This window comes from Nitrosomonas sp. Is37 (assembly GCF_033063275.1).
Lineage (GTDB): Bacteria > Pseudomonadota > Gammaproteobacteria > Burkholderiales > Nitrosomonadaceae > Nitrosomonas.
Genome location: NZ_JAWJYP010000010.1, coordinates 82,247 through 102,345 on the forward strand (window position 1 = coordinate 82,247; position 20,099 = coordinate 102,345).

The window sequence follows — 20,099 nt, forward strand, 5'->3', positions numbered from 1 at the left end:
ACCACATCAGGTCGGCCAGGTTTCGGGGAAGTAGTCGAGCGCAGAACTGCGCAGCCCACCCATGTAAGAAACGTTCCAGTGGAATATCTCTTCAAGGTGCGGCACTTTCACGTTCAGTCGTGTTGCCATCTTGACGAGCAAAGCTAAACCATAAGCCACATCTTCGTGAAACGCGCGACTTTCCTTGTCGATGACATACCCTCTGTCGTCAACCGCCGGGATTAGCGGCGCCTGAATCGAGTCATAGGCTTGGTTGGTGCGCAGCACTGACAACATCGTGCGGGGGTCACGTATCTGGTCTTCATAGGCTTCGGTAATCTCTTGCTTCAAGGGCTTCACCGAGGATAGGTCCACGCCCAGGCATTGCTCAATGGCTTTGCATAAAGCTTGACTTTCCTGATCGCTGCGCTCCAGGAAATATGCGCCAAGCTCGGGGCAATCCGTCCACCAGCAAATGGGGGAAGAAAATGACCTGTTGTGCCACTGCCCATAAGGTCCGATCAGTCCGTACACTACTGAAGGATGCATGATGGGGTTGCCGGGCGTCAAGGTGATTTCCAGATAGTGGGCTAGCAACTCAACAGGAGAAGTATATAGCCTTTGCAGATGCTCTAAAAGAGTGAGGCGCGCCGCTTCGCTTTCACGCACATGCGTGCCGATATAAAGTGTGCTCTTTGCGCCGCCCATCCTGATCGAGACGCCCGGCTGCAGATCATAGGCAATGTGGGGTACGTCCTTCATACCCCAGATGACGACGTTCGGCCGAGTTGCTAATGCTTTTTCGGCAAGCCAATCGAAGCCACAGAAACCAGGGATGGCTCCCACGTAGACCGGCTTGTTCGCTGGCAGGCTGGAGGCAATTGCGTGCAGCAGCTCCGGCCTCCCGTGCGCGGGTACTGTAATAATGACGACATCCGCTTCACCAAGAGCATGTTCCGGATTGCTCGTAACGATGTCTGGACGGGCGGACAGTTGATTTCCATCTGGTAGAAAAGCAGTGATACTTCCCTCACCATAGCGAGAGTGGTCTAATACGTCCTGGCTGCTCGTGAGCAACGAGACGCGCACGGCGGGAATCTGCTTGAACAATACGGCGTTTAGATGACCAGTTCTGCCACCGCCGCAAATGGCGACATTCAGTGGCTTCATGATGCGGATCCTACCCTTTCATGGCCACTCACGCCACGCTCGGCTAAGAACAGCCGTGGAACCGCCCGCGGCACTTCATTCGAGCTTTCCTGGCCGAACCACTCATCTAGTTTTTCCCAGATTTCTGGATCGAGAAGATTACGCTCTTTCAACCAGCTCTCGTTGAATACGGTGTGGAGATATTTCTCACCGCCATCGGCGACTGCAATCACGATGTTGCCGTCTATCAGACCCGCATGAAGGAACTCCAGAGCCTTATAGATGACGCCGCCGGTAGAGCCCCCAACGAGCAGCCCTGTGCGCTGGGCGATGTATCGAGCAGTTTCGAATGCTTGGGAATCGGTGACCTGAACTCCTATGTCAATACAACTGTAGTCAAGTACTAGACCGACGGTGTCACCCTTGGGGGTACCTGTTCCGGACTGATAATAAGGATGTCCCGGTTGGCCGAAAATAATCGATCCCGCAGGCTCGACGGCAATCGTTTTGGTGCGGGGATTATGCAATTTCAACCCTTGTGCGATCCCCGTCATCGAACCGCCTGTTCCCACGCAGCCCACGTAAGCGTCGATGCCGCCGTCGATCTCGCTAATGACCTCCCGTACGAAATCGAAATATGCGCCCGCGTTGGCTACGTTGTCTGATTGATTCATGAAGACTGCGCCGGGAAGCTGGCTCGCGATCTCTGCCGCCAAGCGTTGGCGCTCGACGACAGCCACTTCATCCTCGCGATAGTCCCCCTCGACATAGCGAATCTCCGCGCCGAGCGCACGCATCACTGCGATTTTGTCCTGGGCCGCATGGTGATCGACCACGGCGATAAAATGCAGTCCGAATTCGATCGCCGCAATGGCCAAACCAATGCCAGTATTGCCGGACGAAGACTCCACCACGATACCGCCTGGTTTGAGTCGCCCCGATTTGAGCGCCGCAACGATCATGTTGCGGGCCATCCTGTCCTTGATGCTGCCACCCGGATTATTCTTCTCGATCTTGATCAGCAGGGTAGCGTTCTTCCCAGGAATCGGAAAAGCAAGCATGGGAGTATTGCCAATCAGATCGGTCACTTTATTCAGTATCATAGAGTCGCTCCATTCGTTAGTCAGGGGAAAACTCCATTCCGCCCGCGGTGTTGTAAGTTACAGCGATTCGACGCGGCATCGGATGGCGGTGAAATTCATTCTCAAGCAGATCCATTTGGTAACCAGAGGTGTTAGCGTAAACCAGCAAATCGCCAGCTTGCGGCATGCTCTCGAAGTCAATCAAACGGTTCGTAATGACATCCTCATCCAGACAGCTGTGCCCGGCGATGTAGGCACGTGTGGGAACATTTTGGCTTGCACAGGAAGCTGCGCGCGAAACCAGAATCGGATCAACCAGGTATTCGGAAGCGAACCAGGTTTCGCAGGCGCTGAAGCTGCTTCCTTCCACGAATATCACATTATTCCCATCTGCCTGGGGTTTGATGCAGGTGATTCTGAACATGGAAATGGCAGTTTGATCGACAAGACAGCGCCCCGGCTCGATTGCTAAAACAAGATCCATTGTCTTGAGATATTGTGCGATTGACAGACCGTTCGCACACGGCGATTCAAGCAGCCGATGCAGCCATTCACAGGCATTAATCCGACCACCGTAAGCATAAAACGATGCGGGAACTTTGCCGTTACGATAATGCTCACTGCATTGGCTGCGCAAGAATGCCTCGTACTGATCACTCTCCACATACTGGATAGGCAAACCACCCCCGATATCGATGATTCTGGGGCGCAGGTCCAGACTACACGCCGCATCGACGTAGGCAGTAAGTTCGCGTAATGCCTGGGCACGGGTTTCATGAGCGTAACCGCCCAGATGAAAATGAAACCCTTCGAAAGCAAACTGTTCCCTGAGCTGCGTAAGTCTGCGTAGACACTGCAATAAATCATCACCACTCATTCCAAACCGGCTCGCAGTAGCTAAGGCAGGCCGGTAGCGAAGCAAAAGCCGCGCTTTGCGAGGCGACGAAGCAAGCGGTGCAAGCCTGCGGACACATTGCTCGAGTGCAGAAAACTCTTCAATGGAATCGATCGAAATCAACGAAGCGTTGGTGACGAGTTCGGCATGGAATTCCGGTGTCTTTGCCGGACCCGTTGCGCAGATCCGTGAAGGATCTGCCCCTGCAGCGAGGGCATCTCGCAATTCATAAATGCTAGACACATCCACGCCTATACCGGACTCCACCGCAGCGCGAACGAGCGCTAGCGATTTGTTGACCTTGGCACCGTAGAAGATTTCAAAGCGCAGCGCATGTGCATGAAGGATGGCTCGAAACGCATCAACATTTAACTGCAGAATATGCGGCCAAATGACATGGAGGGGAGATCCATACCGATCAACCAGATCCAGGAGCGTGTGAGGTGACGAATAAACGATGTCTGTTATACTTTGATTGAGAATTGGCGGTAGTGCGATTGGGATCGAGGCACGTATGTGCTCGGCTCCGTTCTTCATCTGTAAGAAATTGTCTTGCATTGACAGTGCCTCCCAACTCAACTTAAAAGTCGACTGTAGCCGATACCAGTACGGTACGCGGCATGCCTAACGACAAAGTGCTGAAAGAGGCCACACCTGACCAGAAGTTGGTATCAAACGCATTAAGAACATTGGCCCGCAAGGTTGCGGATTTTCCGACCACCTTAGTACGGTAGCGTGCGCCAAAGTCAAAAGTGGTCCAAGAAGGCACACTTTGCGTATTCGCCTGATCAACAAATCGTTTGCCAGTATAGTTAAGGTTCCCGGTCAAGGTGAACCCAGGCAGTAGCCACGGCATATCCCATTCGGCACCCAGATTAGCTTGCAATGACGGCACACCGACCGGCGTGTTGCCCAACGTAGCGGGGTTGTTGGTTTTCGTCAACTTGGCATCGAACAGTGCTACGCCACCCATCAGCCGAACGCCTGATACGGGTTCGCCAAACATGGTAAATTCCAGACCTCGATTACGCTGCTCACTATCAACTCCAAAGACGTTGCCAGTGAGCTGACCAATGGGTCTTGAAATCTGGAAGATACTCAGCGTGGTGATCAGGCGGCCATGATCGATCTTGACGCCAAGTTCGAGTTGCTCTGATCTGATGGGTTTAAAGACCTGACCAGCATTAACTGCGGTCTGTGGCGCAATGTCACCCTTGCTCAACCCTTCAATACGGTTGAAGTAGAACGAGACGTTTTGCCAAGGACTGGAGACGTTTTGCCAAGGCCTGAAGACCACGCCCACCAGCGGCGTGATGGCGCCCTTGTTAAAGGTAGACGTGACGGCACCCGTAGTTGGATCGAAATTTTCTGATTTAATCTGCTGCAGGCGTAAACCGAGCGTAAGCAGCACCCGATCGTTGGCTATAGACATCGTATCGGCCAATGCGCCTCCGTAGAATAAGGTCTCCGAGACCTTCGGCACCGAGGCAGGCTTAGCTATGTCTTGGCGGGGACTCGCAACCGGAGAATACATATTCGACAATACTGCCGTACCGCTGGTAGAGGCCCGATCCAGGCTATCATGATAACCAGTTCCCTGAAGCGTCACAGTGTGGTGAATGGCACCGGTATTGAACCGGGCGCGCACCCCGGCATCGGCGCTGAAGCGGTTGACCTCGAATCTGAAATGCACCGGCAGTGCGCTGGTATCGCCTGCGGCATTCAGAATCTTTGGCGTCTGATCGGACAGTCGGTCCACCGATGTGTGGGCGCCACCGACATTACCAAACAATGTCAGCTTGTCAGTGAGATCGTATTCGGCCTTGAATAGGAGCGACTGGTCATCGATCTTTGAGAAGCCCCAGGGTTGGGTCACGTTGCGCCGGCCATTAGGTGCGGACGGTACGGCAACTCCCGCGGCCACCAGGAACGGGCGCGACGGTGCATCGAACTTCTCATACTGGCCGATGGCGTCAATCGTCATCCTGAGGCGTTCGCCCTGATAGTCGAGCGCTATGGCACCGACATCTGCCTGACGGAACTGGTTGTCCAGCAGCGTATCTCCCTGATGATGACTGCCGTTGAGCCGTATCCCGAACTGGCGATCCGCCCCGAAACGCCGGCTGACATCGAGGTGTCCGCCTCCCTGCGTGCCTGACAAGTAGTTGCCCGTGAGTCGGGTCAAATCGGTCGGGGATGCGCGCTTAGGAACGATATTAATGACACCACCGATACCGCTGTTCGGAGAGATGCCATACAGCAGGGCGCCAGGTCCCTTGATCACCTCGACGCGCTCGGCGTACTCAGTAAATACCCGAAAGTTAGGCGCCACGCCGTATTGTCCATCGAAAGCAAGCTCTCCCAGGTTACCTTCGCCGATTGGAAAGCCACGAATAAAGAACGAATCGACCACCCCACCCCTCTGACCGGTCGAGCCGACTGAAGGATCTCTGGACAAGACGTCGGCTGCCGTAATTGCCTGCCGATCCTGGATCAGCTGCGATGTATAGCTGCTCATGCTGAAAGGCGCCTTCATGATATCCGTATTGCCGAGCACCCCGAGTCGCCCGCCGCGCGCAACTTGTCCGCCAGCATAGGGCCGCGGAAGCGAATCAGGATTTTTCGTCTCGACTTTTACCTCAGGGAGTGTCGGCGGGTCTTCGGCAGTCTCTTGCTTTGCCTCTGGCGCAGTTTGTGCATGAACATGATCGATGAATCCCGTAGTCAATAGGCCAACGAAAACCATGCGCATGGTAAAAATCAGCGGCTTGCGAAGTATGGAAATGTGAGCGCACGAAGGCGGGCAATAGAAGCAATCTTGCACAGCACAATGTTTTTCTTTTTCTTGAAAGAGTATTGACATGTTTTTCTTTTCTTGAAGAGCATTGGCTGGCGATAGCTGGCTGGTGCGGTTATTAGTTTATATATGCAGACAGCATTGAATTGTAATTAGCAATCATTCTCATGTAAAGCTGATTAGTAATTATTCTCATGTAAAATTGAAATTTTGAGGGGGCACGCTGATCGGGCCCGTTTGAAAAAGCTATTCAAGCTCAATGGTCCGATCTCAATCGATGCGTGGATCGAATTCTGCTGTCACTTCTTTACGAGCAACTCTCTCATCTTCGAGTACTTCATCGGTGAATACTCAGCCTACATTGTTGAGATTCTTCAGAAATTACAAGCCAATAGTGAGCGCAATACTTAACCCTTCTTCAGTCAACCGGGCCACCTGTAAACTATGCTTGCAGGTTCTCTCCGGCCTTCAGCAACCGTTATCTTGCGCGTCGAAGTGCGGTAGGGCGAACAAGCCCGCGTAGGGCGCAATCGTTATTGCGCCTTATGATACAAATGGTGCAATGCGCTTCGCTTATTACACCCTACCTACTGATTTCTTTGCGATTGAGTTTATATTCTTTTCACTTATTTTAGGTTAGGTTCGTTTCGTTGCCTGATATAGGTTTTCAGCTTTCTATCCTGCATGGCATTTTCTTCTCCACCAGTAGGTTCACCTCCGCCAGTTTGTCCCGCATTCGAAAGCATGCAGGCAAACATGCAAGCGACCTCAGAAAAGATGCTGCTGCAATGACTTTCTATTCGTGTGCACCTTGCACGGACCAACCGAATCATATCCCACCTGCTGGCATTGCATGATTTGATTAGCCGCATCCACACAATCCATCACACCATCGACGCTTTGCCAGCCTTCGACAGTACCGTCAGTTGATGTTCCATAAACAAACGTGCTCGATTCGCAAGTTGAGCTCCTATTCCAGGTGCAATTATCCTGATTCTCATAAGAACAGCCGGGGGATACCCCATAAGAAGACTATAAGCCTTTGATATAGGATTCTTTTTCCAGATCAGTCTATTCTCCAGGATCCAGACTGAAATCATAACTTGAGCTGTTATCAAAATACCATTAGTCCGGATAGCCACTCAACGTAATATTGGGCGACATATTACATATTCGATAGTCAGCAGCGTGGCTATTTGTGATAGGTAGGCTTAGCAATATGCCAAATATTATAAATTTCGCTAATAAACTCATCATTTTTCTCGTTTTATTAGAATCTTACAAAACATCATGATTTATAGCGGCACTTAAGCCGTAATCTGAATGCTAAATCGTAATTTTCTTTGCTTAATCCGGTTATCTTTCTGATATCAGGATCAAATGGCGAGAACTTTCGATGCATACTCATGGACAAAATAAAAACACCCATTAATGCTAATCGCCTTGGAGGCGCCAAGAATAAAGGCAGCAAACTTATCTTGCTGAATATTGGGAATTAAGAGTATTCCTACAGGGTATTTGACTGACTACGGGTGAAGCAGAATGATGGAATAGATGGCAATCTTATAAATCAATTCATTGATTATCAATAACTATACTCACAACATGGGTCGGCAGTAATTCAGTTGGCTCAGTAGGGTATTGATGAAAATAGGTCATATGAGAAATGCACACTAGCATACGAAATCAGTGTTTATCTATCGTAGTTCCTTGTTTTAATGAAGGGGATGGTTTAAATGCTTTTTTCAGCAGGCTGGAATCGGTATTAACCGAACTCGGCAAGTATGACTATGAAATTGTTTGTATCGATGACGGCAGCCGCGATAACACACTGGAAGTGCTATGCCGGCATGCAGAACGTAATCCACATATTATAGTTTTAGAATTGTCGCGCAATTTTGGTAAGGAAGCTGCACTGACAGCTGGCATTGATGCGGCAAGAGGGGATGCGGTGATACTTTTAGATGCTGATTTGCAGCATCCGCCTGAATTGATTGTAGAAATGGTGAGAAAGTGGGAGAGTGGCAGTGATGTGGTTTTAGCCCGACGCAAATCACGGGAAACGGATCATCCTTTGAAGCAGTTTTTTACACAATGGTTTTACCAACTGCATAACTGGATATCTGAGTGCACTATTCCTCGAGATGTTGGCGATTTCAGGTTAATGGATAAGCGAGTAGTCGAGGCATTAAAGCACTTGCCTGAGCGCAGGCGCTTTATGAAAGGTCTATTTGCCTGGGTGGGATTTAGGCAAAGTGTGGTTGAGTTTGTGGTTGAACCGCGTAAGTCGGGGAAATCGTCTTTTACTGTGCGTCGTTTATGGGCATTGGCACTGGAAGGCATTACTAGTTTTAGTACGGTTCCTCTGTCTGTATGGATATATATCGGTTTCTCTGTGGCAATGCTTGCATTGATTTATGGTTGTTGGATCATCATTAAAACCCTCGCATTTGGAATTGATGTTCCCAACTACGTCTCGCTACTAGCGGCAGTACTTTTTCTTGGTGGTATTCAATTAATGGGAATTGGTGTATTGGGTGAATATATCGGACGAATTTACAGTGAGAGTAAGCAGCGACCGGTGTATATCATCAGACAACGTTATGGTGGGAAAAAGCAGGATACTTAACCGAGAAACTGGGCGGCAATTTATAGGTTTCTCTGTGATTGGTGTAGTAAACACGCTTATTCACTTGATGATTGTCATTGGATTGGTTGAATTGCTTTCTATTCATCCCGCATCCGCTAATGGTGTGGCATTTATCGGTGCTAATCTTTTTTCTTTCTGGGCAAATAGTCGCTGGTCATTTCGGGTTATAGCCACTAGCCAACGTTATATGCGTTTTTTAGCAGTATCCATCGTAGGGTTGTTTGTTTCAATCCTCGCTATTAACGTAAGCGAAGCTTTGCAACTGCACTATCTGGCAGGGGTATTGCTATCTTTTGTTTTCCTTCCCCTGATAACTTTCCTGGCGCACAGAAATTGGACATGGAAAACCTGGGGTTGAGGATTAATGTACCCTGTTGGGAGCGAACACTCATTCATCCTGCTACTGTGACTGTCCTTTTGGCAGTCATTTGTTTAGGGCTGCATCATAGCGCCTTATCAGGAGGTTGGCGATTCGATGATGGCGCGCATTTGTATTTTGCTGCGCTGTATTCGCCATGGCAGTATTTTTTTGTGCCTGAAATCATGCGTGAGCAATCATGGGCGCATATTACACCGTGGAACGCATTCTTCTATGAAATAGGGCTGCCCTTTTTTGGATTAAATCCAGCGGGTCATTATGTGCATTTACTGCTTGTTCTCTGGCTGACGTCTGTAGCCACATTCTTTTTATTGCGCTTGTGGTTAACTTCCTTGTTGGCGTTAATGGGAGCAGTTCTATTTCTTGCCATGCCAGCTACCGGTGCAATAGGGCAGATGTTGATGACTGGCCATTACGCTTATGGCTTACTTTTTTCAGTTCTGACATTTTATTTTTTTGCACGCGGTGTGCGTGAGAACAAAATTAATTTTTCGTTACTGTCCGCAGGATTTTATGCTCTCGCTTGTTGGAGCAAAGAGCTGTATGTGCCCATTATTGGCATTCTGATTTTATGGCCGGAGAGCAATTGGAAAGCACGCTTTAGTCATCTTTGGCCAACGCTGTTTGTAGCTTTTCTCTATACCATTTTCCGCCTGTTAGTTTTGCATGGTATTGGTGGGTACGGCAATCCACCGTTAACAGGTACGCTCTCAGTTTCCGATATTTTAGCCGGACTATTTTCTAATCTATTTGGTAGGGAATGGAATGGGGGAGTCATCGTAGTTTATCTCTGCCTATTGATATTGCTCGCGATTGTTAGGCAAAAACAAAGATTTAATCTCCTTTTTCTGCTGGGCAGTATAGTCGTTGTTTTCATTCCGATTATAGCTATGCTACAGAGAGGCTTCGCTGATGCGATATCCCCTCGGCTATTATTGCTAGCTGGCTGGTCATTGGCTGTATTGATGGCCTGGCTCACGAGTTCAAGCAGGTTGCATACGATGACCTTGATGATGGTGGCAGCAGTTTTCGTTTTTTCTCAACAAAAGATTACTGTTCAAGTTGCCAAGACAGCAAAAGTGATGGAAGAGCAGAGCCGCTTCTTGCTTGAAGAGAAAGAAGGAAGTGTGTTGTTGCCGCTCAATTTTGGCGGCCTTCACTATCTTGAGTCTATTCGAAAAGCAAATATTCTTATGGGCCGGGATAATCCACCTATTTTTCTTCAGGATGAGGAAGAGCTGATAGATTTGGGAGAAAAAGCCGGCTCAGAAGTTTATCAATTTAATGATCAATGCCAATGTATTCAGCTAATGGGACAAGAACGTTATCGGGATCATGTAGACCGCTTTCGTTCTAGACTGGCTGCGGGCACAGACCAGTTTCTAAGTATATTTCTTGAGATTCAAGATCAAGGGGTTCGTAAACTGCTCCGCTGGAAATTTTCAGGTGCTGAAGGAGATTTGAATCTTTATATTCGTGAATATGATGCGCTCTCTCTTCCTCCTTCGGGGGAGCTTATATTTGGATTGGATATTACTGGTCCCGCAAAAGAAGATTTACAAGTCTATGTTCACCTCGCTTCTCCTGAAGGTTGGATTGCAAGATCTCCTCTTCTCACGATAAACCCAGTAATCACTAATCAAGTCTCCTGGAACGGAAAATCCGCAGTAGAGTGGTCTCGACAGAAACAGGAAAAATAAACCGGGCCGACAAAGTCAGGCTTGATTTAGAAATGGAATTACACCACTTTTTTCTCCAGTCATACGCTAGAAATAATCCTGCCTTTTTAATGTACTACTGTATAAAAATAATCCTTAAGTATTTATACGTATTTACTCACTTTCATAATTAGAGTTAACTAGTATAGAAAATTTATGGATATCTATCTAAATATAATCAATTACTTATTTTAATATGCTGGAGCGTCGATCATTGTGATTATTGACAATAACTTCGATACGCATTCGGGCTGCAGAGTAGAAAAAATAAGGTAACTCAGTAGCTGGATTGCTTCGATTGTAACACTCTCTCGTTTTAAATTGGCATTGACGCTGCACATATACAAAAGGAGATCAATCATGCAGCGATTAGTCCTTACACTTTGCGTAGGAGTGCTTGTAGTTATCGTTCCTGTACCAAGTAACGCCGAGCCAGTAGTGGTGACAATGTGTCCAGCGGTGAATTCTCAGAACCCTGAGCAGAATTTTGCAATTGTTCCTGGTTTTGAGAACTGTAGCATCCACGCTCAAACTAGCTGTGAAGGAAAAAAAAGAAAAGGAAGCTGCGAGCTTTTACCTACTTCCCCAGTTACCGGTTGGAAGATGCATTCTGACAAAAGCGGCAGCAAGGTCACCGCGAAATGCGTTCCGATAGCAGTTTCTGAGAAAAATGATGAACGAATGCTTAAGGTCGTCTCAAACGACAATAAAAGCGGTGTTTTTCTGGAACTACCAAACCTGAAGTCTGATGCCAGGCGTATTCACTCAACATGGGTATGGGTCAGGAGCGGTCAAGTTACTATAGCGCGGCAGGGTGGAAATACACGACCTGCATCATCGAGTACTAAAGTAAATGGATGGGAGCAGCCGCGGATCTGTACCAATAAAGCAATGCCAACTGATTCTATCGTTATCGACAATCAGGTGAAGGGATGAAGTAGATTCGAGGTAGATCGGATAGAAATGCGTGACATTCCTTAGCAAGCAGTGCGTAAAAAGATAATAGCCTCATTGAGGTAATTGATTCCATCTCCAAATCAAACTTGACGCAAGAGCGAACCGCGGACAGTATAAATAATACGGCAAGGAGAAGCCGACAAAGTCGGGTTTGATTTAGAAATGGAATAAGATGACGAAATATCAGTTAAGTCTAAAATTTTTCTTTGTTTTTTTCGATCAATAAAGTAATCGTGACAGAATTCCAATTTATCACTGAATGGCGTATCAGTGCTCCTTTAGCTGAGGTGTACGACGCTATTACCCATTGCCTTGATTGGCCCACATGGTGGCGGGGCTGTAAAAAAGTGGAAAAACTTGTTATTGGCGATGCGAATGGGGTAGGGAGTGTGCATCGTTTTATCTGGAGAGGGCGAATTCCTTATCGGCTTACTTTCGATATGCTCATAACGCACGTTGTGCCGTTTGCGTTAATAGAGGGACAGGTCAGCGGTGAAGTAATGGGAATTGGACGGTGGAATTTTTTTCATGAAAATGGTGTGACTGTAGTGTGCTATGAGTGGCAGGTGCGTATTAATAAGTTGTGGATGAATCTCATTGCCCCGCTTGCGCAGCCTTTGTTTAGATGGAATCATCACCAGGTAATGCGGCTGGGTGCAGAGGGATTGGCGCACTTGTTGAATAGTAGACTAGAATCCGTTCACACTTCGACAAGCTGAGCGTAAATGGTGTTGCTGACTTTACACTACGGATGCTGCACTTCGCTTGTCTTGTACTTCATCCTGCTCGGCGATTTACTCAGAACTTCCCTGAGCAGTCTTTTCAGCAAAAAAAGTTTCTACGTCAGCTAAATTGCGGGTACGTTTCATGGGTGGCAGACTCTGCCAGATACGCTTGCCATAGGATTGAGTGATCAGACGTGGATCACAGATCATCAACACACCTCGATCATTCTCATCCCGAATGAGGCGACCGGCACCTTGTTTCAAGTTGATGACGGCGCGAGGCAGTTGATATTCCATAAAGGCATTGCGACCTTCTTTATTGATTTTTTCGATGCGTGCCGAGAGTACCGGATCGTCCGGTGAGGCAAATGGCAACTTGTCGATGATCACCACTGAGAGCGCTTCACCCCGTACATCGACACCTTCCCAGAAAGATTGACTGCCGATGAGAATGGCATTTCCTAACTCACGGAAGCGGTCCAACATCGTGGTGCGTGATCCCTGGCCTTGCAGCAATAGCGGAAAATCAAGCTGCTCCCGTTCGAATGTTGCCTGTAATAACTCATAAACCTGCTGCATCGCGCGCAAGCTGGTACATAAAAAGAAGGCACGACCACGACTTGCCCGCAGTACTGGCAATGCAGCCTTGACGACGCATTCGGTATAGTTGCGGTCATTGGGATTAGGGAGTTGAACAGGAACATAGAGCAGAGCCTGATTCGAAAAATTAAATGGACTGCTCCAGCAGATTGACTGAGCCGTTGCTAACCCCATCGCCTGATGGTAATGGGAAAAATCATTTTTGACTGCCAAAGTTGCCGAAGTAAATATCCACGCACGTGGCGAAGCGTTTAATTGTTTATTGAATATTTCAGCGATAGACAATGGTGTGGCATTGAGCTGCAAGGCATGATTGAACGTTTCCACCCAGCGGACATAGCCTTCGTTTTCAATTTGCTCGCACCAGCGTTTGATACTGGCAAGAATAGCAGCAGCCCGGCGCCAACAGTTTTCTAACCCTTGTGAGCGAACTCCTTGATTCTCAAGCAGACTGACAAGTAGCGTGAGTTTTTCCTGTAGAATAGCGAGCGTATCCTTGAAGTCAGTATTTTGCATCACTGCAGCAGACGGCAGGCGTGTGTTTTCTCCAGCTATGGCTAAACGTAAATCACGAGTTGCCTTTTCCATGGCAACCACTGCTTCGGGGAGAGGAGTAAAGTCTTTGGCATTGAGCAAGGCCTCAATTTCGGTGTCGCGCGCAAGCTCCAACAATTGACTGGTACTGACCGATTCACCAAAAAATAGACTGGCAACTTCTGGTAATTGATGTGCTTCATCAAAGATGACCGTGTTGCAGGCAGGTAATAGCTCTGATAGCCCTTCATCGCGCAACATCACATCAGCAAAGAACAAATGATGATTGACCACGACAATATCGGCTGAGAGCGCATGTTTGCGTGCTTCCATAACAAAGCATTGTTTGTAACTCGGACATTCTGAACCGAGGCAGTTATCTCGTGTGGAAGTTACATGCTGCCATATGGCCGCATTCTCTGGAACTTTGCTGAGCCCGCTTTTATCACCATGATGGCTCGTCTTGGCATAGCGTTCGATTAGTCCTAGATATTTGACTTCCTCACGCGATGCGAAACTAAGGTGATCAGATTGTAATGTTCTTTCCAGATGGTAATGGCAGATATAATTAGCTCGACCTTTCAGCAGCGCAACAGTGACAGGGACTTTCAGTGCTGCACGAACAGTAGGAATATCCCGATTAAACAGTTGATCTTGCAATGTTTTAGTGCCGGTGGAGATGATCACTTTGCCGCCCATCAATAAGGCGGGTACCAGGTAAGCAAATGTTTTTCCGGTACCGGTACCGGCTTCTGCTACCAGCACACCATGATGTTCAATCGTATTTTCAATGGCTTGCGCCATTTGCAATTGCTGAGTACGAACCCGGTATCCTGGTATGGTATGGGCTAGCAGGCCATTCTCAGAAAAAATAGTAGCAAGATCGGACATGAAAAAAATTTTGTCAGCTAAAATAATACTCTTTTATTTGATGAAACCGAATTGTGAACTTTCACTTAATGCTCATGATGTGAAATGATAATCTTAATCTCACCTTTATATCATCCCTATGATGTGGATAGGCTGAAAACCTGACTATAGCAAGCATCGCCTGAAAAAAGATTTTCAGGATGACTACACGTGTAATGAACAATTATTTTATTCAAATTCTCGTTTCTTTCATTGTACTCAGTTCATCTGTCGTCGTGATTGCAGCTGAACAGTTGGATGACTCAAAAAAGAATCTACCGGTATTTATCGAGGCTGACCTAATGAAAGGTTACCCTCGTCAAGAAATAGAAGCCATAGGAAAGGCTAAATTGCAGCGCGGCGATCAAGTTATCTCAGCCGAGCATATGAAATATTTTCCTGCTACAAAAGATACGGTGATTGAAAGTAAAGTACGGCTTGAACGAGAGAACGATGTACTGGATGGAACTAATCTCAGATTGAATCTTGAAAGCTTAATTGGAGAGCTGGGTCAGCCGAGTTATTATTTAAAAGAAGGAGGCGGGCGCGGGAGTGGGAGTTTATTTTTGTTTGAAGGAGAAGATCATTACCGGCTAAAAAAGGGTAGTTATACGACTTGCCCAATCGAAAACAATGATTGGTTCATCCGAGCGGAAGATTTGGAAATTGATCAAGAGAAAGAAATAGGTACTGCACGTCATGTCACTGTTGCATTCAAGGATGTACCCTTTCTTTATTTACCGTGGATGAATTTTTCCTTTAGTGGTAAACGAAAAACAGGTTTTCTTGCGCCCGTTATGGGTAATACGGCGCGAAGCGGTGCGGAAGTTTCCTTGCCTTTTTACTGGAACATCGCGCCTAATTACGATGCAACGATTACGCCACGTGCTATGAGTAAGCGCGGCATAATGTTCGAAAATGAGTTCCGCTATATGGGCGAAACGCTGGGAGGGCAGGCGCTTCTCGATATATTGCCTGATGATCTGATCACCAATAAAACTCGTTATGGGGTTTTCTTGAAACATGCTCAGTATCTGGGTAGTGGCTGGTCGGGTAATGTCGACTATAGTCTCGTTTCTGATCGTGATTTTTTTCGTGATCTCGGCACTAACATTAATCTCACTTCCAGAACCAATTTGTTGCAACAAGTGACTACTTCATATAATAGTAGTCTCGGACGTAATAATGCGATAAACTTTACTGCGCTCGTCCAGAGCTTTCAAACGCTTCAAGACCCCAGAAATATCATTACACCGCCCTTCAAGCGCTTGCCTCAATTCTCCCTGACAGCATCACAACGCGATGTCTATGGATTGGATTTTGATTTTACGAGTATCTGGACAAACTTTTTTTTCGAAACCCAACGTTTGCCAGATGGACAACAATTAAAGCTAGCCGATGGCTTGCGCTTAGTGCTTTATCCCAGTGTTAGCATGCCTTTGCAAACGGCATTTGGCTATGTCAAACCCAAGGTGAGTTTGCATCACACTCGTTACGATTTAAATGAACCAGTGAGCGCAAATGGAGATGCTAACCTTACTCGAACTGTACCACTGTTTAGTCTCGATAGTGGCGTGGTATTTGAACGTGATACGACATTCAGGAAGGAAAGTTTTGTGCAAACGCTCGAGCCACGCATTTATTACCTCTATGTCCCATTCCGCAATCAGGATGACCGTATCTTCCCCAATTTTGAATCGGCGGAGATGGATTTCAGTTTTGCGCAGATTTTTACTGAAAACCGGTTCAGCGGTCATGACCGGATCAATGACGCCAATGAGATTACATTGGCATTGACCTCACGTCTAATAGAATCAACAACTGGTAATGAGCGATTGCGGCTTGCGGTAGGCCAGCGAATACGTTTTCATGAACGCGACGTAGTACTCAGTACGCAACAAACAACAAGTAATAAATCAGATTTTATTGCAGCTATTTCAGGAAGAATCACCCCGGTGATTACGACTGACACCAGTGTTCAGCTCGATCAAAGTGGATTTCGCACAGAAAAAATTCGTACCGGCGTGAGCTATCACCCAGAGCCTGGAAAAATAATCAATCTAGGCTATCGCTATACTCGAGGGGTCCCAGGAGTGGTGCAGAGCAGCAATTTATTATTTCCAGTACCAGGGGCAGGTCTGGAGCAAGTCGATGCATCAACTCAATGGCCATTCCTGAAGAATTGGCAGGGGATGGCAAGCGTCAACTACTCGTTGAAGGATGATAAGCTTTTAGCTGGACTGGTAGGAATAGAATACAATGCATGTTGCTGGACGTTACGTATGGTGCTAAACCGGTTTATTACCGCAACGGAGAGAACTTCCACCGCATTTTTTGTCCAACTTGAGTTAAACGGCCTGATGCGAATAGGGAATAATCCATTACGGGTACTACGGCAGGGTATTCCAGGCTATGCACAAACAAGCGAGCAGTACTAAATTAGATTAATACTTACTAATAATCGGAATAAATGGGAATTGTGAAAAGTATATGCAGGATCGCTGATCATCTTATTAATAAGGTAGGTTTTGCTTGTCAGATTATGTTGATGCTAACCATCATGGCAATAACTGGGAAAGCTGCTGCACAACAAATTTCTGCCCTTACTCAGATGATTCCAATCGATCATATTGTTGCTGTCGTTAATGAAGAAGTCATTACACGCACTGAACTCAATGATGTGATACAAAATACTATCAGGCAGTTGCAGAAACAAAGAATACAACTTCCACCTTTTGATGTATTGGAGAAACAGTTATTGGAACGTCTCATCCTTACGAGAGCCCAGTTGCAACGTGCGAAAGAACTGGGTATATCCGTTAATGATAGTGAACTTGACAAAACGATGCGCAATATTGCCAAGGAAAATAAATTATCGATGGGGGAATTCTATGCTGCGCTCGAACAGGATGGTATTGGTTTAAGCCAATTCCGCGATGAGATACATAATGAAATCCTTATGACCCGACTAAAAGAACGCGAGGTAAACAGTCGTGTTAATGTAACAGAAGGAGAAATAGATAATTTTCTGCGTACTCAGAAAACCTCATCGATCGGTAACGATGAATATCATGTTGCACATATTCTGATCCAGATCTTGGAACAAATGGATTCAACACAGATTGAAGCGAAGCGTCAGCGTGCAGAAACTGTTATGAGAAAATTGCTGGAAGGTGTTGAATTTGCGCAAGCTTCAGCAGAATTCTCCGATGCACCCAACGCCATGCAGGGAGGAGACCTTGGATGGCGACCTATCATGCAGATGGGGCCCTCTTTTGCAGAAATGCTGGTGAGCATGCAACCTGGTGATGTGACGCCCATTATTCAGAGTCCTGTTGGTTTTCATATTCTTAAGTTACTGGGTCGACGCCCGCAGGAAACCCCAGTAGTTATCATCAATCAAACGAATGTCCGCCATATCCTTGTCAAAATCAGCGAGCTGATATCAGAAGATGATGCACATCGCATGATAATGCAGATCAAAGACCGCATCGATAATGGCGCTAATTTTGCAGAAATGGCGAAAGCTCATTCTGAAGATACCAGTGCCTCAAAGGGCGGAGATCTAGGTTGGCTTTCTCCTGGCGATACCGTTCGTGAATTTGATCAGGCTATGGATGCGCTTTTACCTGGTCAAATCAGCTCCCCTGTAAGAACCCAGTTTGGTTGGCATTTAATTCAGGTAATTGAGCGTCGATCACAAGATGTCAGTGATGACCAGCAACGCCAAACTGCACGCAAAGCGATCCATGCAAGGAAGGCAGAAATGGTGATGCAGGAGTGGTTACAGCAGCTGCGCGATCAGGCTTATGTCGAATATCGAGCCGAAGATATTTAGCAGTAGCTATTCGATGAAAAAAATGCCCATACTTGCATTGACGGCAGGTGAACCAGCCGGCATTGGCCCCGATTTGTGTGTTCAAATCGCGCAGGAAGCTTTATCTTGTCAACTCGTGGTCATTGCTGATCGTGACATGCTGCAGCAGCGCGCGGCATTGTTACAGCTGCCTCTGGAATTAATCGAAAGACCCTCTGCTCATTTTAGTGAGCATAAACCTGCAAGTCTGCAAATCATGCATGTACCGGTAAACGTATCTGTTTCCTCTGGTAGACTGGATCCAGCGAACGCAAGCTATGTACTCAAAACGCTGCAATATGCTGTAGAAGGGTGTCAAAATGGAATGTTTGATGCTATGGTGACAGCACCGGTTCACAAAGGGATTATCAGCGAGGCAGGCATACCTTTTACGGGTCATACCGAATACCTAGCAGAAATGACGCACAGTCAGGTAGTTATGATGTTGGTGGGTGGTAACATGCGGGTAACACTTGCGACCACGCACTTGCCCTTGAAAGAAGTCGCTGCGGCAATTACGCCTGAAGAGCTGGAGCAGAAACTACGCATCATCCATCATGATCTGGTTAATCGTTTTTTTATCAATAATCCATGCATTGCAGTTGCTGGGCTCAACCCTCATGCAGGTGAATCAGGACATATGGGCCGTGAAGAAATCGACATCATCATTCCAGTGTTGACCAAACTTCGTGCTGAAGGCATGAACTTGCTTGGGCCTTTGCCAGCCGATACGTTATTCAATCCAGCACGACTGAAGGATTATGATTGCATTCTTGCCATGTATCATGATCAAGGATTGCCTGTGCTTAAGTACGCAAGCTTCGGCACGGGAGTTAATATTACTCTGGGGCTACCTATTATACGAACGTCGGTGGACCATGGCACTGCCCTTGATTTGGCTGGAACGGGGCGAGCTGATCCGGGTAGTTTACGAACCGCCATAGAAATGGCAATCATGCTGGCTCAAAAGCAGTGTGCTCGGCAACAATCCTGAAATTCCATAACACAGTTACTACCAGCCTAAGCTTACGTATTTTTATTAGATTGTGAAGCATATTCCGCGCAAGCGTTTTGGTCAGAATTTTCTGATCGACCCCGAGATCATTGCTGAAATCATTCACGCCATCCGACCATCCAGGGGCGATCGACTTATTGAGATTGGCCCTGGATTAGGTGCATTGACGCGGCCATTACTGCAAATTGTGGACCATCTTTATGCCATAGAAATTGATCGGGATATCGTTAAGCATCTAAGTCAGGAATTTACTGAAGAGAAATTAACTATCCATTCAGTAGATGCATTGAAGTTTGATTTTTCTCAATTGGGTAACCGCTTACGCATCGTTGGCAACTTACCCTACAATATTTCTACCCCCCTTTTATTCCATCTCAGTCAATTTTGTTCTTATATTGTCGATATGCATTTTATGTTGCAAAAGGAAGTAGTCGAGCGCATGGTAGCTATTCCCTCTACTCCAGATTATGGGCGTTTATCTGTCATGCTGCAGAATCATTTTGAAATGGAACAAATCCTGATGATTCCGGCAGAATCGTTTCGTCCTTCCCCAAAAGTACAATCAGCTATTGTGCGCATGCGTCCATTGACGCAACCTGTTGTCCCTGTTGACCAAGAGCCATTATTTGCCCAAATCGTATCGGCTGCCTTCTCACAACGGCGCAAAACATTGCGCAATACTTTGCGTGATTATCTTAAGCCTGAAGATTTTGATGCTTTAGCCTTAGATTCCGGTTTACGGGCAGAGAATTTGTCGGTAGCGCAATATGCAATGATCGTGAGTTATCTGGCTGGCCTTTCTTAACATTGTCTTGCTTATAATCTAAAAGTTCACATTTCATGTTGTTGGGGTA

15 protein-coding genes are annotated in these 20,099 nt (G+C 46.9%); 9 read left to right on the forward strand and 6 right to left on the reverse strand.

Annotated elements, in window-relative coordinates:
- Positions 1-6 precede the first annotated feature (6 nt).
- The 5 genes from R2Q26_RS06550 to R2Q26_RS06570 form a co-directional block, all read right to left on the reverse strand.
- The gene (locus R2Q26_RS06550) at positions 7-1,149 is read right to left on the reverse strand and encodes an NAD/NADP octopine/nopaline dehydrogenase family protein (protein ID WP_317535547.1); all 1,143 of its coding nucleotides are present in this window, start codon (positions 1,147-1,149) and stop codon (positions 7-9) included.
- Positions 1,146-2,231, reverse strand: coding sequence for a cysteine synthase family protein (locus tag R2Q26_RS06555; protein ID WP_317535548.1), 1,086 nt, complete (start codon positions 2,229-2,231; stop codon positions 1,146-1,148). Before R2Q26_RS06555 ends, R2Q26_RS06550 begins: the two co-directional genes overlap by 4 nt.
- Positions 2,232-2,247: 16 nt before the next feature.
- Positions 2,248-3,663 carry a Y4yA family PLP-dependent enzyme gene (locus tag R2Q26_RS06560; RefSeq protein WP_317535549.1) on the reverse strand — a complete coding sequence of 472 codons (1,416 nt, stop codon included), beginning with the start codon at positions 3,661-3,663 and terminating at the stop codon, positions 2,248-2,250.
- Positions 3,664-3,685: 22 nt separating this feature from the next.
- A complete protein-coding gene (locus tag R2Q26_RS06565; RefSeq protein WP_317535550.1) occupies positions 3,686-5,968 on the reverse strand; it encodes a TonB-dependent siderophore receptor in 2,283 nt (760 codons plus the stop codon).
- A 560-nt stretch (positions 5,969-6,528) separates the two neighbouring features.
- Complete coding sequence (locus R2Q26_RS06570; protein ID WP_317535551.1) at positions 6,529-6,735, reverse strand: hypothetical protein; 207 nt, start codon at positions 6,733-6,735, stop codon at positions 6,529-6,531.
- 833 nt (positions 6,736-7,568) lie between these two features.
- On the opposite strand from R2Q26_RS06570, the gene R2Q26_RS06575 reads away from it, so the two are divergent.
- From R2Q26_RS06575 to R2Q26_RS06595, 5 genes are all read left to right on the forward strand, one after another.
- Entirely contained in the window at positions 7,569-8,531 is a 963-nt protein-coding gene (locus R2Q26_RS06575; RefSeq protein WP_317535552.1) for a glycosyltransferase family 2 protein, read from the forward strand.
- A complete protein-coding gene (locus tag R2Q26_RS06580; RefSeq protein WP_317535553.1) occupies positions 8,506-8,910 on the forward strand; it encodes a GtrA family protein in 405 nt (134 codons plus the stop codon). Before R2Q26_RS06575 ends, R2Q26_RS06580 begins: the two co-directional genes overlap by 26 nt.
- Positions 8,892-10,631: a hypothetical protein gene (locus R2Q26_RS06585; RefSeq protein ID WP_317535554.1), complete on the forward strand. Its 1,740-nt coding sequence runs from the start codon at positions 8,892-8,894 to the stop codon at positions 10,629-10,631. Before R2Q26_RS06580 ends, R2Q26_RS06585 begins: the two co-directional genes overlap by 19 nt.
- Positions 10,632-11,009: 378 nt before the next feature.
- Positions 11,010-11,585, forward strand: coding sequence for a hypothetical protein (locus tag R2Q26_RS06590; RefSeq protein WP_317535555.1), 576 nt, complete (start codon positions 11,010-11,012; stop codon positions 11,583-11,585).
- 254 nt (positions 11,586-11,839) lie between these two features.
- Complete coding sequence (locus tag R2Q26_RS06595) at positions 11,840-12,325, forward strand: SRPBCC family protein (protein WP_317535556.1); 486 nt, start codon at positions 11,840-11,842, stop codon at positions 12,323-12,325.
- A gap of 75 nt (positions 12,326-12,400) precedes the next feature.
- Here R2Q26_RS06595 and R2Q26_RS06600 read toward each other — a convergent pair whose 3' ends face one another.
- Positions 12,401-14,356, reverse strand: coding sequence for an ATP-dependent DNA helicase (locus R2Q26_RS06600; RefSeq protein WP_317535557.1), 1,956 nt, complete (start codon positions 14,354-14,356; stop codon positions 12,401-12,403).
- Positions 14,357-14,535: 179 nt separating this feature from the next.
- Between R2Q26_RS06600 and R2Q26_RS06605 the strand changes: the two genes are divergently transcribed.
- The 4 genes from R2Q26_RS06605 to rsmA are packed head-to-tail and all read left to right on the forward strand — an operon-like array spanning position 14,536 to position 20,050.
- Complete coding sequence (locus R2Q26_RS06605) at positions 14,536-16,812, forward strand: LPS-assembly protein LptD (protein WP_317535558.1); 2,277 nt, start codon at positions 14,536-14,538, stop codon at positions 16,810-16,812.
- A gap of 32 nt (positions 16,813-16,844) precedes the next feature.
- Positions 16,845-18,212 carry a peptidylprolyl isomerase gene (locus tag R2Q26_RS06610; protein WP_317535559.1) on the forward strand — a complete coding sequence of 456 codons (1,368 nt, stop codon included), beginning with the start codon at positions 16,845-16,847 and terminating at the stop codon, positions 18,210-18,212.
- Positions 18,213-18,225: 13 nt separating this feature from the next.
- Positions 18,226-19,224 carry a 4-hydroxythreonine-4-phosphate dehydrogenase PdxA gene (gene pdxA, locus R2Q26_RS06615; protein WP_317535560.1) on the forward strand — a complete coding sequence of 333 codons (999 nt, stop codon included), beginning with the start codon at positions 18,226-18,228 and terminating at the stop codon, positions 19,222-19,224.
- A 52-nt stretch (positions 19,225-19,276) separates the two neighbouring features.
- Positions 19,277-20,050, forward strand: coding sequence for a 16S rRNA (adenine(1518)-N(6)/adenine(1519)-N(6))-dimethyltransferase RsmA (gene rsmA, locus R2Q26_RS06620; RefSeq protein ID WP_317535561.1), 774 nt, complete (start codon positions 19,277-19,279; stop codon positions 20,048-20,050).
- The last annotated feature ends 49 nt before the right edge of the window (positions 20,051-20,099 follow it).